The sequence below is a fragment of the Amycolatopsis melonis genome, assembly GCF_040064235.1.
GTDB lineage: Bacteria > Actinomycetota > Actinomycetes > Mycobacteriales > Pseudonocardiaceae > Amycolatopsis > Amycolatopsis melonis.
In genome coordinates, this window is sequence record NZ_JBDZYD010000002.1 from 183,087 (window position 1) to 198,354 (window position 15,268).

The 15,268-nt window shown below is 69.2% G+C and carries 10 protein-coding genes; 3 read left to right on the top strand and 7 right to left on the bottom strand.

Features of this window, described 5'->3' with window-relative positions:
* Positions 1-5 precede the first annotated feature (5 nt).
* The 3 genes from ABJI51_RS05415 to ABJI51_RS05425 all read right to left on the bottom strand — a co-directional run bounded on the left by ABJI51_RS05415 (position 6) and on the right by ABJI51_RS05425 (position 4,432).
* Positions 6-698 (bottom strand): glycoside hydrolase family 12 protein, encoded by a 693-nt coding sequence (locus ABJI51_RS05415; protein ID WP_348947886.1) that lies wholly within the window; start codon positions 696-698, stop codon positions 6-8.
* 315 nt (positions 699-1,013) lie between these two features.
* Positions 1,014-2,939, bottom strand: a complete 1,926-nt coding sequence (locus ABJI51_RS05420) for a ricin-type beta-trefoil lectin domain protein (RefSeq protein ID WP_348947887.1) — start codon at positions 2,937-2,939, stop codon at positions 1,014-1,016.
* A 302-nt stretch (positions 2,940-3,241) separates the two neighbouring features.
* Positions 3,242-4,432: a GH12 family glycosyl hydrolase domain-containing protein gene (locus ABJI51_RS05425; protein ID WP_348947889.1), complete on the bottom strand. Its 1,191-nt coding sequence runs from the start codon at positions 4,430-4,432 to the stop codon at positions 3,242-3,244.
* A 411-nt stretch (positions 4,433-4,843) separates the two neighbouring features.
* On the opposite strand from ABJI51_RS05425, the gene ABJI51_RS05430 reads away from it, so the two are divergent.
* Together ABJI51_RS05430 and ABJI51_RS05435 are read left to right on the top strand one after the other, a co-directional pair.
* Positions 4,844-7,756 (top strand): glycoside hydrolase family 48 protein, encoded by a 2,913-nt coding sequence (locus ABJI51_RS05430; protein ID WP_348947891.1) that lies wholly within the window; start codon positions 4,844-4,846, stop codon positions 7,754-7,756.
* A 35-nt stretch (positions 7,757-7,791) separates the two neighbouring features.
* Positions 7,792-9,612 (top strand): glycoside hydrolase family 6 protein, encoded by a 1,821-nt coding sequence (locus ABJI51_RS05435; RefSeq protein WP_348947893.1) that lies wholly within the window; start codon positions 7,792-7,794, stop codon positions 9,610-9,612.
* A 203-nt stretch (positions 9,613-9,815) separates the two neighbouring features.
* On the opposite strand, the gene ABJI51_RS05440 is transcribed toward ABJI51_RS05435, so the two are convergent.
* Positions 9,816-10,655, bottom strand: coding sequence for a substrate-binding domain-containing protein (locus ABJI51_RS05440; RefSeq protein WP_348947895.1), 840 nt, complete (start codon positions 10,653-10,655; stop codon positions 9,816-9,818).
* A gap of 328 nt (positions 10,656-10,983) precedes the next feature.
* Between ABJI51_RS05440 and ABJI51_RS05445 the strand changes: the two genes are divergently transcribed.
* The gene (locus ABJI51_RS05445; protein WP_348947897.1) at positions 10,984-12,354 is read left to right on the top strand and encodes a protein kinase domain-containing protein; all 1,371 of its coding nucleotides are present in this window, start codon (positions 10,984-10,986) and stop codon (positions 12,352-12,354) included.
* A 68-nt stretch (positions 12,355-12,422) separates the two neighbouring features.
* On the opposite strand, the gene ABJI51_RS05450 is transcribed toward ABJI51_RS05445, so the two are convergent.
* From ABJI51_RS05450 to ABJI51_RS05460, 3 genes are all read right to left on the bottom strand, one after another.
* Entirely contained in the window at positions 12,423-13,796 is a 1,374-nt protein-coding gene (locus tag ABJI51_RS05450; protein WP_348947899.1) for a glycoside hydrolase family 6 protein, read from the bottom strand.
* Positions 13,797-13,994: 198 nt separating this feature from the next.
* Positions 13,995-14,792 carry a cellulose binding domain-containing protein gene (locus ABJI51_RS05455; RefSeq protein ID WP_348947901.1) on the bottom strand — a complete coding sequence of 266 codons (798 nt, stop codon included), beginning with the start codon at positions 14,790-14,792 and terminating at the stop codon, positions 13,995-13,997.
* A 147-nt stretch (positions 14,793-14,939) separates the two neighbouring features.
* A complete protein-coding gene (locus ABJI51_RS05460; protein WP_348947902.1) occupies positions 14,940-15,188 on the bottom strand; it encodes a hypothetical protein in 249 nt (82 codons plus the stop codon).
* Positions 15,189-15,268: the final 80 nt, after the last annotated feature.

The window sequence follows — 15,268 nt, forward strand, 5'->3', positions numbered from 1 at the left end:
TCCTGTCAGGAAGCGGAGACGGAGTAGCTGTCGGCCCGGAAGTCCATGCCACCGGCCGAGGAGGTGATTTCGAAGCCGAACTGGACCTCGCCGAGCGTCACGTCGCCGTACCAGCCACGGGCCTTGATCCAGTTGAGGACGGCCAGCACGTCGACCCAGCCCGAGTCGGTGTTCGAGGTGCGCAGGAAGGAGAACACCTCGTTCGCGCCGTTGGAACCGCGGTAGACGTCCCAGGAATGGCCGCCGACACTCACGGTGGTCTGGTAGCTGCCGATCGGGCCGACCGGGCCCTGCTTGTTCATCCACAGCATGATTTCGTAGGCGTTGTTGTTCGCCCAGATGTCATACGCGGTTTCGTAGGCGCCTGCGCCGGGCCGGGCCACCGCGAAATTGCTCGTGACCGAGCGCAGGGAACTGAGCGTGCGGCCGACGTTCTTCGCGGAATGCGGATAGGACTTGACGCCGCCGGTGTTCGGGTGGTCGGCCCAGACACCCCAGTTGCTGTAGGAATTCGCCCAGATCGTCTGCGGGCCGGCGCCGCTGCCCCAGACGTCGTTGCGGAGGGTGTACCCGCCGTCGGACCAGGTCCCCCACTTGTCCGTCGAGTACCAGGTGGCTGCTTCGGCGGTGCCTGCCGTCATGGCGACGGCGGCCGCGGCGACCAGCGAAACCACGAAGGAGCGGGCTGCTCGGCGCATGGTGACGTCCTTTCCGGGCTGCATTGCCCAGCCGTCGAAACGGTTCGGCCACGGAAGTGCCGGACGCCGACGGCGGAAAGCGGGAATACCGAGGACTATCGCACCGGATTCGGTGTCCGTCAATGATCTTCGGCGGAAACGACCCGCCGAGGGGAGAGCCTCTTGTCGAATGCTTCGAATTCTTGCCGCCACCCAATGTGAGCGCTAACATACGGGTAATCGACACGGGGGGGTCGGCGGCAGCCCTCCTTACCGGACCACCTCCGGCGCCGGCGTGGACATCGGGGTCCGTGCCGGCGCCGGAGGTTTCCACCGTCAGCGGAACTGCCATTTCTGGTTCGCCGCGCCCGTGCAGGTCCAGAGCACGAGCTTCGTGCCGTTCGCGGTGGCGGCACCACTCGCGTCCAGGCACAGCCCGGACTGGATGCCGGTGATGGTTCCGTCGGCATTGACCGTCCACTGCTGGTTGGTCCCGCCGTGGCAGTCCCAGATCACCACCGGCGTGCCGGGGGTGGTGCCCGCGCCGTAGGCGTCGAGGCACTTGGTCCCGTAGACGGTCAGCTGCTTGGCCGCCGTCGCGGTCCAGCGCTGGTTCGCGCCGCCGTTGCAGTCCCATAGCTGGACCGTGGCGCCGTTGGCGGTGCTCTGGCCGTTGACGTCGACGCACCGGCCCGACGCGGTGGCGGTGATACTGCCCTCCTGTGTGCTGCCGCCGGGCCGTTTGAACAGGCCGAACTCGGCGATCGCCGGTGCCGCCCGCGAGCTGGTGACGCGCAGCCGGACCTGGCTGGTGGTGACCGGTGCCGCCAGCCGCGTCAGCTTCTTCTGCCCGATCGTGGTGTCGGTCGCGAGCTGGGTCCATCCGCTGCCGGTCCAGGCGTCCACGGCGTAGGAGCGCACCCGCTGGCCGAGGTTCAGGTCCTCCTGCACCGACAGGACGTCGAACGTCCGTGGCGCGGGCAGGGTGAACACCAGGCCACCGGTCGTGGCCGACGGCTGCCAGGAGCTGTCGAGGTTGCCGTCCAGCGCCTGGGCGGGGGCGTGCCCGGCCGCGTTGGCCGTCCCGGTGTCATTGGCGACGGCCGCCCCGGCGGCGAGGTTGGTGCCGAACGTGCCGGTGAGCCGGGCGTTGAAGTCCGACAGCACGGTCACCGCGGACTGGTCGAGCTGGCCCTGGCGGTTCGGCGAGACGTTGAGCAGCATGTTGCAGTTGCGGCCGACCGAGGCGTAGTACATGTCCTCCAGTTCCGGCACGCCTCGCCACGTCTCGTTGGGGTGCCAGAACCAGTCGTGGCGCGCGGACAGCGTCCCGTTGCATTCGCCGGGCGACCACTTCAGGTAGTTCCAGGCACTGGTCCCGTCCGGTTTGCGCTGGGACAGCAGGCTGTCGCTGCCCAGGTCGGCGGCGCCGTTGCCGCCCGGCGGGTTGACGATGTTGTCGGCGGCGATCGCGGCGTTGCCGGTGTAGGGCACCACCGACGTCTCGGACTGGCGGGCGTACCCGTTCTCGTTGCCGATCCAGCGGATGTCCGGCCCGCCGTCGTTCTCCATCGCCGCGCCGGGCTGCAGGGTGCGGACGATCTTGATCCAGTCGAGGAAGTTGTACGGCTGGGTGCGGCCGGTGGGGTTGGCCATGTCCCACCACACCTCGTCGATCGGGCCGTAGCGGGACATCAGCTCGTAGATCGTGTTCTCGAAGTAGGTGTTGTAATCATCTGAAGTGAACTGGAACGTGACGCCGTTGACGACCTCCGACGGGTCGCCCGGGATGGTCACCGGCTTCGCGGCGCTGCCGTTGGCGAACCGGCCGCCGCTGAGGTTCTCGTGCAGGTCGGCCGGGGACAGGTAGATCCCGGCCTTCAGCCCGTACTTGTGCATGGAGTCGGTGAAGTTCCGGACGACGTCACCGGCGCCGTTCTGCCACGCGCGGTCGGAGGCGACGCCGAAGGCGGAGTACTTCGAGGGGAACAGCAGGAAGCCGTCGTGGTGCTTGGCGGTGAGGATGCCGCCCTTGAACCCGGCGGCCTTCAGGGAGGCCGCCCACTGGTCGGTGTTCAGGCCGGCGGGCTGGAAGACGTTGGGGTCCTCGGTGCCGGTGCCCCATTCCCGGTCGGTGAAGGTGTTGACGCCGAAGTGGATGAACGCCATCCGCTCCAGCCGCTGCCAGGCCAGCTGCCGCGGCGACGGGACGACGTTCGCGGCGTTGGCGACGATCGTGGCGGGCGAGTCGTTCGGTGCCACGGGAACGACCTGGGCGGGACCGGCCGCGGCCGCGGTGCCCGGTGCGGCGGCGAAGACGGCGGCGGCCAGTGCGCAGGCAGTCCACAGAGGACGGAATCGTCGTGGGGTGCGGGAAAAGTGATCGGACAACGGAAACTCCCATCAACGTTGACGGTGAGTCGTGCTACGGCAGAGATGTGAACGCTAACACCACTCTCGCGGCCGCCCGGCCAATCGTTGCGGAAACGCCATGCTGGTGCGAAAGTTTCACACGTTTCCTGCAGGGGGTGGTGCCCCGCCTCCTCCTGCGGGGCACCACCGGGTCAGCGCAGCGACCAGACCTGGTTGGCCTGGGTGCCGCTGCCGTAGCAGTCCCAGATCTGGATGCGGGTGCCGTTCGCCGTGCCCTGGCCGGCGGCGTCCAGGCACTTGCCCGACTGCGGGTTGGTGATCGTGCCGTTGCCGTTGACCTGCCAGTTCTGGGCGCCGGAGCCGTTGCAGCCCCACAGGCGCACTTCGGTTCCGTTGGCCGTCGAGCCGTTGGCGACGTCCAGGCACTTGCCGGTGGCGGGGTTGGTGAACGTGCTGCCGGTGCGGGCCCACTTCTGGTTGCCCTGGCCGGTGCAGTCCCACAGCTGGACCGGCGTGCCGTCGCCGGTGCCGTTGCCCTGCAGGTCCAGGCAGCGGCCGCTGCCCTGGCCGACGATCGCCTGGCCCGTGCCGCCGCCGGTGCCGCCGCCCGTGCCCGAGCCGCTGCCGGCGGCGACGTCGGCGGAGAACGAGTTCACGGCGAGGCCCGCGCCGCCGTTCCACGGCTCGAACCCGGCCTGGATGCTGGTCAGGTACCAGGAGCTGTCGACACGGGTGCGGGCGTCGACGTCCCGGACGAAGTCCATGACGTCGAACGACCAGCCCGAGATCGCCGACGGCGCCACGTAGGAGAGCACGTCGTTGCCGCCGTTGTTGCCCTGCCACACCTCCCAGCTGCGGCCGCCGATCGAGGTGGTGCCCACCGGGCTGCCGACGGGCTGCGGGCCGCCCTGGCGGTCGAACCAGATCATCAGTTCCATCTGGTTGACCCCGGTCGTCTTGGCGGTGGGGTCCAGCCAGATGTCGTAGGAGGCGTCGTAGGCCGAGCCGCCGACGTAACTGTAGGAGATCGACGACGGCGCGCTGCCGATCTGGCTCAGCTGGCGGGGCAGGTTCGTGCCGGGGGAGCAGTTCCCGTAGTGACAGCCGACGTAGACGGCCGGATAGGACAGTGGCGCGCCGCTGGTCGACGTCGAGCCCTGCTGGGTCTGGATCCGGAACCCGCTCGAGGTGACGTTGATGCACTGCTGGGCGCTGCTGCCCCAGCGGTTGTTCATGACGACGTACTTGCCCCCGATGGTGGTGGAGCCGTACTGGTCGCAGATCAGGGTGTCGGCGTGCGCGGCGGGGGCCGCGGCGACGGCCGGTGCGGTGAGACCGGCGACGGCCAGTGCCGCCGCGGACAGGACATGCCTCAGCTTCATTGCTGTCTCCACCTGCTCCGGCGCTCTGGGAGCGCTCTCAGTCGAAGTGTCTCGATGTAACCACGGAGAACGCGAGAACGAAAGAGTTTCACCGGACATTGCGTTAATGCGGTTAATATATGATGTCCCATACGCTGACTGACGATCACTCAGTTCTGAGTTTTCGTCAGTTCCGCTGTAGCGTCTGACCAGGCCAAGTGCTGCTGAACGGGTGACGCGGGCGGGCCGCGAAGGGTCGCCCGACCGCTGTCGGAACACCGTGTAACTGATTTCGTCGAATACACCGCTGCCGCGCGAGTTTCTTCGAAACGGACCTTTACATCGGCGGATGTGTCGTGGTTTCCTTCCGCTCGGCTCTGGAAGCGCTCCCAGAGTCCTTGGCTTCTCTCGACGGACAAAGGAGTTCCGGCCATGCGTTCCTCCCCGAGACGGCGCGCGCTCGCGCTCGTCCTGGGCACGGTGGCCTCGGCCGCCGTGCTTGCGGCTCCACCTCCGGCGCTCGGCGCCGATATCGCCTGTTCGGTCACCTACACCACCAATGACTGGGACACCGGGTTCACGGCGAACGTGTCGCTGCGTAACGACGGTGCGCCGCTGGACAGCTGGAAGGTCGGCTGGACGTTCCTGGACGGTCAGAAGGTCCAGCAGGGCTGGAGCGCGGACTTCGCCCAGAACGGGCCCGCGGTGACCGCGTCGAACCTGTCGTACAACGGTCATCTGGACACGGGTGCGAGCACGTCGTTCGGGTTCAACGGCTCGAAGGGCTCGGCCAACCGGCCACCCACAGACTTTTCCGTGAACGGCACCGCCTGCACGGGTGCGAACAAGGCACCGACGGTCACCCTGACCTCGCCGTCGTCGACGGGGACGTACTACGCGCCGGCGACGATTCCGTTGGCGGCGACGGCGGCGGACAGTGACGGCACGGTGAGCAAGGTCGAGTTCTACGCTGGGGACACGTTGCTGGCGACGGACACGGCGGCGCCGTTCGAGGGCAGCTGGGGCAATGTTCCGGCGGGGACGTATGCGATCACGGCGAAGGCGTATGACAACAAGGGCGCGAGCACGACCTCGTCGCCGGTGAGTGTGAAGGTGCTGTCGGGGCCGACGATTGTGGCGTCTCCGGCGACGGCGCAGGTCAAGCAGGGCGGCACGACGACGTTCGCGGTGTCGCTGGCGGGTGCGCCGACGGCGCCGGTGACGGTGGCGGTGGCGCGGACGGCGGGCAGCACGGATCTGACGGCGAGCCCGGCGAGCCTGACGTTCACGACGTCGAACTGGAACGTGCCGCAGAACGTCACGGTGACCAGCGCGGACAACGGCGGTGCGCTGGGTTCCGCGACCTTCACCGCGTCCAGCAGTGGCTATACGGCGGCGACGGTGACGGTGAACGAGATTTCGTCGTCGACGTCGGATTATCAGCTGGCGTTCCTGACGCAGTACAACAAGATCAAGGATCCGAACAACGGGTACTTCCGGAAGTTCGGGAACATCCTGGTGCCGTATCACTCGGTCGAGACGCTGATCGTGGAGGCGCCGGATCACGGGCACGAGACGACGTCGGAGGCGTTCAGCTACTACCTGTGGCTGGAGGCGTCCTACGGGCGGGTGACCGGGGACTGGGCTCCGTTCAACCAGGCGTGGACCTCGATCGAGACGTACGCGATCCCGTCCGCGGCCGACCAGCCGGGCAACTCGGGATACAACGCGGCCAAACCCGCGACGTACGCGGCGGAACACCCCAGCCCCACCGGGTATCCGTCGCAGCTTCAGCCCACCGTTCCGGTCGGGTCGGACCCGATCGCGGCCGAGCTGAAGGCGGCTTACGGGTCGCCGGACGTCTACGGCATGCACTGGCTGCTCGACGTGGACAACATCTACGGCTTCGGCCACTGCGAGGACGGCACGAACACCGCGCCGGCGTTCATCAACACCTTCCAGCGCGGCTCGCAGGAGTCCGTCTGGGAGACCGTCACCCAGCCCAGCTGCGACACGATGAAGTTCGGTGGCAAGAACGGCTACCTCGACCTGTTCACCGGTGACTCCTCCTACGCGAAGCAGTGGAAGTACACCGACGCCCCCGACGCGGACGCCCGCGTCGTGCAGGTGGCTTTCCAGGCCCAGAAGTGGGCCCAGGCACAGGGCAAGAGCGCCGACATCGCCGCCGTCGTCAAGAAGGCGTCGAAGATGGGCGACTACCTGCGGTACTCGCTGTTCGACAAGTACTACAAGAAGATCGGCAACTGCGTCGGTGCCGCGGCCTGCGCGGCGGGCACCGGCAAGGACAGCGAGCACTACCTGATTTCCTGGTACTACGCCTGGGGTGGCTCGCTCGACCCGGCCAGCCCCTGGGCCTGGCGGATCGGCGACAGTGCGGCCCACCAGGGCTACCAGAACCCACTGGCGGCCTACGCGCTCTCGGCCGACCCCGGGCTCAAGGTGACCTCGGCGACCGGTGCGAGCGACTGGGCGACCAGCCTCAACCGCCAGCTGGAGTTCCTGCAGTGGCTGCAGTCGGCCGACGGCGGCATCGCCGGCGGCGCGACCAACAGCTGGGACGGCTCGTACGCCGCCCCGCCCGCCGGTTCGCCGACGTTCTACGGGATGTTCTACGACCAGCAGCCGGTCTGGCACGACCCGCCGAGCAACCAGTGGTTCGGCTTCCAGACCTGGGGCATGGAACGCATCGCCGAGCTGTACCAGGCGACGAAGGACCCGCGGGCCAAGAAGATCCTCGACAAGTGGGTCCCGTGGGCCATCGCGGGTACCAAGGTCGGGACCGGCGGGACGTTCCAGGTCCCCTCGGACCTCGTCTGGAGCGGCGCGCCGGACACGTGGAACGCCACCAGCCCCGGCGCGAACGCGAACCTGCACGTCACGGTGAAGAACTACAGCCAGGACGTCGGTGTCGCGGCTTCCCTGGCCAAGACGCTGCTGTACTACGCGGCCGGCTCGGGCAACGCCCAGGCCAAGACCGTCGGTGAGCAGCTGCTGAACGCCCTGTCGGCCAACACCGACGCCAAGGGCATCGCCGTGCCGGAGACCCGGACCGACTACGACCGGTTCGACGACAAGTACAACGCCACGACCGACCAGGGCCTGTACGTGCCCTCGGGCTGGACGGGCACCATGCCCAACGGCGACCCGATCAACGCGAACTCCACGTTCCTGTCGATCCGGTCCTTCTACCAGAACGACCCGCAGTGGCCCAAGGTCCAGGCCTACCTGAACGGCGGCGCCGCGCCGACGTTCACCTACCACCGGTTCTGGGCGCAGTCGGAAATCGCCACGGCCTTCGCCGTCCACGTCGACCTGTTCGGCTGAGCGGAAATCCCGGAAGAAGAAGAGGAGCAAGCTCGATGAAGAGTCCATTGCGATCCCCCGGACGCCGGGCGGCACTCGCCGCCGCGTCCTCGGTGACGGCGGCCGCCGTCACCGCCGGGTTGCTGGTGATCGGCGGCAGTCCCGCCGTCGCCGCGGCCGGCTGCAAGGTCGCCTACACGGTCAACCAGTGGGACACCGGGTTCACCGGGAACGTCACCGTGACGAACCTGGGTGACGCGCTGCCGACCGGCTGGCGGCTGGAGTGGGACTTCGGCGGCAACCAGCAGGTCCAGCAGGGCTGGAACGCCACGATCGGCCAGACCGGCAAGCACGTCACGGCCAAGAACCCCGACTGGAACCCGGCGCTGGGCTCCGGCGCCACGGTGAACTTCGGGTTCAACGCCTCGTATTCCGGCACCAACGACATCCCGGGGTCGTTCTCCCTCAACGGCGTCCACTGCGACGGCACGACGGGCGGCCCGTCCACGACCCCGACCACGCCCACCACCCCGACGACCCCCACGACGCCGACCACGCCCACGACGCCGACCACGCCGACGGATCCGGGTGGCGGTGACGGTCACGTCGACAATCCGTACGCCGGGGCGAAGGGGTACGTGAACCCCGATTGGTCGGCCGAGGTGAGTGCGGCGGCTGCGGCCAAGGGCGGGACGCTGGGTGCCCAGATGGCCAAGGTGGCCAACACCTCCACGGCGGTGTGGCTGGACCGGATCGCGGCGATCGCGGGGACGTCGAGCTCGCGGGGTCTGCGCGGGCACTTGGACGCGGCGCTGGCACAGCAGTCCGGCAGCACCCCGGTGACGATCCAGATCGTGATCTACGACCTGCCGAACCGGGACTGCTCGGCGCTGGCGTCCAACGGTGAGCTGCTGATCGCGCAGAACGGGCTGGCCCGCTACAAGGCCGAGTACATCGACCCGATCGCGGCGATCCTGGCCGACCCGAAGTACAAGCCGCTGCGGATCGTGACGGTGATCGAGCCGGACTCGCTGCCGAACCTGATCACCAACACCTCGCTGGCCAAGTGCGCGGAGGCGCAGTCGAGCGGGGCGTACGTGCAGGGTGTCCAGTACGCGCTGAACAAGCTGCACGCGATCTCCAACGTGTACAACTACCTGGACATCGCGCATTCGGCGTGGCTGGGCTGGGACAGCAACTTCGGCCCGTTCGTCAACCTGGTCAAGCAGACCCTGCAGGGTACGACGGCCGGGGTGAACAGTGTCGACGGGTTCATCAGCGCCACGGCGAACTACACGCCGACGACGGAGCCGAACCTGCCGGACCCGACGTTGCAGGTGGGTGGGCAGCCGCTGAAGTCGGCGAAGTTCTACGAGTGGAACCCGTACTTCGACGAGTCGTCCTACGGCACGGCGATGTACAACGCGTTCGTGGCGGCGGGCCTGCCGAGCAGCATCGGCATGCTGATCGACACCTCGCGCAACGGCTGGGGCGGCACGGCCCGGCCCGGCAAGGCCACGGGGTCCACTGTGGACGACTACGTCAACTCGGGCAGGGTGGACCGGCGCCTGCACCGCGGCAACTGGTGCAACCAGAGCGGCGCGGGCCTGGGTGCGCGCCCGACGGCTTCGCCGGCCCCGCACTTCGACGCCTACGTGTGGATCAAGCCGCCGGGTGAGTCCGACGGCGCGAGCAAGCAGATCCCGAACGACGAAGGCAAGGGTTTCGACCCGATGTGCGACCCGACGTTCCACGGCACGCAGCAGGCCAACGGCGGCAACCTGACCGGTGCGCTGCCGGACGCCCCGCTGTCCGGCAAGTGGTTCGAGGCCCAGTTCGAGCAGCTGGTCCAGAACGCCTACCCGCCGGTGCAGTGAGAATTCCCGGGCCGGACGGCGAAGCGCTCCCGCCGTCCGGCCCGGGTACCTTCCGGAGAACACCTCCGCGAGCACGGCAGCGGAGGGAGCTGCCCTGGGTGATCCGAGCCAGGTGGGCTGAAAGGCGCTTTCGGCACATCTGGTGCAGCGAACGGGCCTTTCGTCTCAACAGATGCAAGGAAGTCCCTTTCAGCCCGGCGGGGTCACCAGGGTGCCGGGCCGGTGCTCGACCGGACGGCCAGCGTGGCCGGGACGAACAGCGATGTTTCCTCCCTGGTGCCGAAACACAGTTCGGCGAGCAGGGTCCGCACCACCTGGCGGCCCAGTTCCGGAAAGGACTGCCGGACCGTGGTGAGCGGGGGCCAGAAGCTTGCGGCCTCGGGGATGTCGTCGAAGCCCGCCACGCTGACGTCGCCGGGTACCGACCGGCCGGATTCGTGCAGGGCCCTCAGTACCCCGAGGGCCATCTGGTCGTTCGCCGCGAACACCGCCGTCACCGTGGGCTCGCGGCACAGGATGTGGCCCAGCCGGTAGCCGGACTCGGCCGTCCAGTCGCCGGTCACGGCGGGCGGGATCTTGCGGTCGAAATGTGCCAGCGTCCGGCGCCAGCCCCGTTCCCGGCCGAGGGCCGCGAACGAGTCCGTGGGGCCCGCGACGTGCCAGACGCTCTCGTGACCGAGGCCCAGCAGGTACTCCGTGGCCGCCGCGGCGCCCTGGACGTGGTCGGTGTCGACAGTGGACGCCGTGTCCTGCGGGTTCGCGCCGACCACGACCGCGGGGAGCCCTGGTGGCACGGAAATCCCGGCCGGGCCGAGGTCGCGGTGCACGTCGAGGACGACCACGCCGTCCACCGCGCGGCTGCCGAGCACCCGCGCCGCCCTCGCCGCCGCCGGTGTGCCGGGGGCGTCCACGTGCAGCACGGTGACCGCATATCCCTCGGCCGCGGCGGCCACCGTGATCGCGTCCAGGGTCCGGCTGGTGGCCAGCGACGCCGACGGAGCCGTCAGCACGCCGATCGCAGGCTCGGTTCTTCGAGGAGTCATGCGGCCACTTCCCTGGATCCACGCTGCGCTGCGGGTCATCCATTCCCCGCCGAGCGTAGAAGACTTTTCGGGGGCTTGTAAATCTCGTCCACCGGCGTGATTATGCCGAATTTTCGGCGTGCGACGTCGAATCGGTCGAACCGGGATGGCAAGTTGCATCCTGCCACTTCCCGTGGTGTATGAGATCTTTCCGTCGACAGTAAAACCCTTGGTAGGGCGGGTGTTCGTGGCGATCCGCCGGTGCTCCGGTGTGCTATCGTGAGCTGAGCCCGAGTCCGGGTTTGCGGGTTGTTCCCGTCCTTTCTTCAGAATTGCCACAGGGGTTGGGATGGCTTTCGAGGATCAGCTCGTCAACGGCCGGTACCGGATTGCCGGCGAAGTGGGCCGCGGCGCCACGAGTGTGGTCTGGCGGGCCGTCGACGAACGGCTGGACCGCATTGTCGCGATCAAGCAGCTGGACAGCCCGTGGGGGCCCGCGCACGGCGCGGACGTCTGCGACCCGGCGATCCAGGAGGCCCGGCTGGGTTCGCGGATCGACCACCCGTACGCCATCGGCGTCCACGACGTGTTCGAAGAGTCGGGCTCGATGTACCTGGTGCTGGAATACCTGCCGTCCCGGTCGCTCACCGAGCTGCTGGTGGCGCAGGGACCCCTGCCCCCGCGGGAGGTCGCCCGGCTCGGCAGGCGGATCGCCTCGGCACTGGCGGCCGCGCACGCTAAGGGTGTCGTCCACGGGGACGTCTCGCCGAACAACGTGCTCGTCACCGGCGACGGGATCGCCAAGATCACCGACTTCGGCTACTCCCGGGCCGTCGGCGACGAGCCGGCGGACCGGGTCGTGGGCGTCGTCGGCACGCCGGCGTACGTCGCTCCGGAGGTCGCCGCGGGCTACGCGGGCGGCTGCCCGTCCGACGTTTTCTCCCTCGGTGCCACGCTGTACACCGCGCTCGAGGGTTGCCCGCCGTTCGGTGCCAGTATCAGGACGACCTCGATCCTGCGCCGCATCGTGAGCGGACGGCTCACCCCGCCGCACCACGAGGGACCCCTCGCCGACATCATCCTGCGGATGCTCGACCACGACCCGGCCGCGCGTCCGGCGATGCCCGAGGTCGTGGACCTGCTCAGGGCGGTGATGACCGCGCCGGACCGGCCGGTCGCGGCACCGCCGCGGCGGCACCGTCGCGTGGCCGCGGTGGCCGCCGCCTCCCTGGTCGTCGCGGGAAGCCTGGTGTGGGCGGGCACCGCCGGCGAGCCGCAGACCCGCGGGACGGCCGAGGTGCCGCCTGCCGTGGCCGTTCCCGCGCCGCTGTCGAGCGTCACGGCCGCCCCGCCCGTCGTCGCGACGAGCAGCCGGGCCGTCCCGGTGCCGAAACCCATGCAGGAGATCCGGCAGGCGGGCTGCTCGGCGCGGTTCGACATCACGAACGTCTGGAACGACGGTGCCCAGGTGCTCGTCACTGTCCACAATGACCGGCCGACGCGGCTGTCGGGCTGGGTGGTCAGCTGGAAACTGCCTGCCGAGAACGACATCCGCCAGCTGTGGAGCGGCGCGCTCAGCCGTCAGGGACCCACGGTGGCCGTGCGCGACCTCGGCTGGAACGCCCTGCTCGAACCCGACGCGTCGGCGTCCTTCGGCTTCATCCTCGACGTCCCGTCGGGCACTCCCGGCCGTCCGCAGCTCACCTGCCGCCAGACCTGAGGGGCGGTCCCCGCACGGAAGCCGCTTCGGAACCGGGTTCCGAAGCGGCTTCCGTTGTGCCGGCGGGATCAGGAGCAGGACACTCCGTTGAGGGCGGGCGAGCCGAACGGCGGGTTGCCGCCGGTGAAGTCGGCGTTGTAGCCGACCGTGACGGTGCCGCCCGCGGGCAGATTGCCGTTCCAGGACAGGCTTTCCACCTTGACGGTGTCCCCGGCGTCGGTCCAGGTCCCGTTCCAGCCCTGGGTGACGGTCACGCCGGGCGCGGAGAACGTCAGCGTCCAGCCGTTGAGCGCCGCGCCGTGGTTCTCGATGACGATCTCTCCGGTGTAGCCGGTGGACCAGGCGTTGACCCGCTGGGTGACCTTGCAGGTGCCGGGAACCTGCGGGGTGGTGGGGACGGTCGTCGTCGGCGGGGTCGTCGTGGTGGTGGGCGGAACCGTCGTCGTGGTCGGTGTGGTCGGCTGCGTGGTCGGCGGCGTTGTCGTGACCGGGCCCGCCGCGACGGCGAGGTCGTAGGCGCGCTGCGGGACGAACTCACCGGCGGCGGCAATGCAGCCGTCGGCCTCGCCCGGCGGCTTGATCCAGAGGAAGGCCGCGATCCGGCTGTCGCCGGTCTGGTCGGTGCTCGGCGTGCCGATGGCGCGGCCTGCCGGGTCGCACCATTCGCTGCCCTGCGGGCCGTTGCCGTTGCGGCTGGTGTCGACGACGCCCTTCAGCCGCGAGTCGCCGAGCTGGTCGAGGACGGCTTTGTCGTAGGCGACTTCGTCGGCGGTGGCGCGGTAGTTGGACACGTTGGTGGAGATGCCGTCCGCGCTGTTGGAGATGTCCGCCGCGCGCAGCCGCGAGGCGGCGTCGGCGGGGGAGAGCCAGGCGGAGTGCCCGATGTCGAAGTACACCTTGGCCTGCGCGGAGCCTGCCTTGAGTTTCTTGCCCGCGTAGGCGATCGACGCCGTGGTCTGCCGCTGCTGGTCGGCGCTCTGGCAGCTCGTCATGAGCGCGAGCACGTCGGGCTCGAGCACGATGGCCGCCGGACGGCCGGCGAGGCCCGCGGCGACCTGGTCGACCCAGGCCCGGTAGGCGTCGTGGGAGGGCGCGCCACCGCTGCTCGCGCCGCCGCAGTCGCGGTTGGGGATGTCGTAGACCACCATGATCGGGACCTTGCCCGCGGCGGCCGCGGCGCCGACGTAGGCGTCGACCTCGCCGCGCACGGTGGCGGTGTTCGTGGTGGTGAACCACCTTGCCTGGGGCACCGAGGCGATGCGGTCGCGGATGACCGCGGCGCGCGAGTCGCCGGGGTTGGCCGCGACCCACTTGGCCGCGGCGGTGCCGGGATCGGTGTAGAACGTCGATCCGGCGGCCTGGGCCGTGGACCACGTCGTGACGACGGCCCCGCCGACGGCGAGGGCCGCCAGCACGGTGGCCGCCTTCGTTCTGGTGCGCATGTTCCGGGTTCTCCTTCGGGAGCTGACACTGATGGGGACGGCCGGCCCAGTGGCATGTGGTCGCCTCTGGGAGCGCTCTCAGACCGAACGGGTTGTGATGTAACCACATCGAAACGTTTCGAGCAAAGGGTCCTGCCGGTGTTCGAAGAATTCACTTTCGGGCGCGTCTCAGGACTCCTGACAAAACGGTGTCCGGTGTCAGGAAGAACGCCCGCAGCGCGTGCCGTTCAGCGTGAATCCGACGGGGGCGGGATTCGTGCCTGAGTACGAGCCGTTGAAGCCGATGTTGGTCGTGGTGGACGCGGCGATCGTCGGATTGTACGACGCCGGGTGGACCGTCACCCGGTCGCCGGACTGCGTGTATTCGCCGTCCCAGCCGTGCGTGACCTGCTGGCCCGCGGTGAACGTCCACGTGAGGGTCCACGGTGAAACCGCGGAACTGCCGGTGTTGGTGATGCCCACGGAGGCGGTGAATCCGCCGGGCCAGGAGTCGGTGATCGTGAACCGGACCGTGCAGGAAACCACCACCGGTTTGGGAGCGGGGGCGGCGGAGGTGGTGGCCGGGGCCCGGTGTGGCTGGGGCGCCGGGGTAGCCGGAGGGGGCGCCGGAACCGAGGCGGAAGGGGTGGCCGGGGCCGATGTGGACGGCGAAGGCGACGGTGATGGCGACGGCGCGGGTGCGGTGCCGGTGAAGACCGAGGCGGGCGGCTCGGAGATCGCCGGTTCCTCGGACAGCGGCGGTGCCGCCGCGACCGACCCGGTCGGCGTGGGCTTCGACGTCGCGGCGAACGCCGTCAGGCACACCGCCGCGACGACGGCGGCCGCCGCGGCGCACCGGCGCAGGACGTCCCGCTTTTCCCGGCCGCCGTCCGGCCGGGCCCGGGGATCCAGCCGGTGCCGGACGGCATTGTCCGGCACCACGTCGTCGCCCGTCGTGCGCGCCAGCAGTTCGTCGACCGTTACCCGCCGGCTTCGTTGCCGTGGGAAAAGAGACACCCGGATACCTCCTGGAAAGGGGGGCGCCCACCGTACCCTTTTCCGCTTGCCGGGTACACCTTTTCTTCCCCGCCAGGGTGATATTCGGCGACAGTAAGCGAATATGTCGAAAAAGTGCGCAAAGTAATCGCCGCCGGATGTGACGCTTCAGCGGCCCGGCTCCCGTGCGGTCCACTTCGGACGTCGCACGGGAGGGGCGGCCGCTCGCTCTTCCCGGCGCAGCCGTGCCTGGATGCTGGCCACCGTCGTCTGCGTTTCGGCGAGCAGCCGCGCCGGTTTGCTGTCAGGTTTTCTGCGGGGACGCGCTCTCTCCAGCCGCAGCGCCCACAGGCTGACGGCGAGCGCCACCAGCAGGAGTGCGCCGGCGATGCCCAGCACTTCGATCCGGCCCGTCATTGCCGCTCCCCCGGAGATGATGAAAGATATTCGCGTCTCGTCGGATGCTCGGAAACGGAGACGGAAAAGCCTTCGCACTC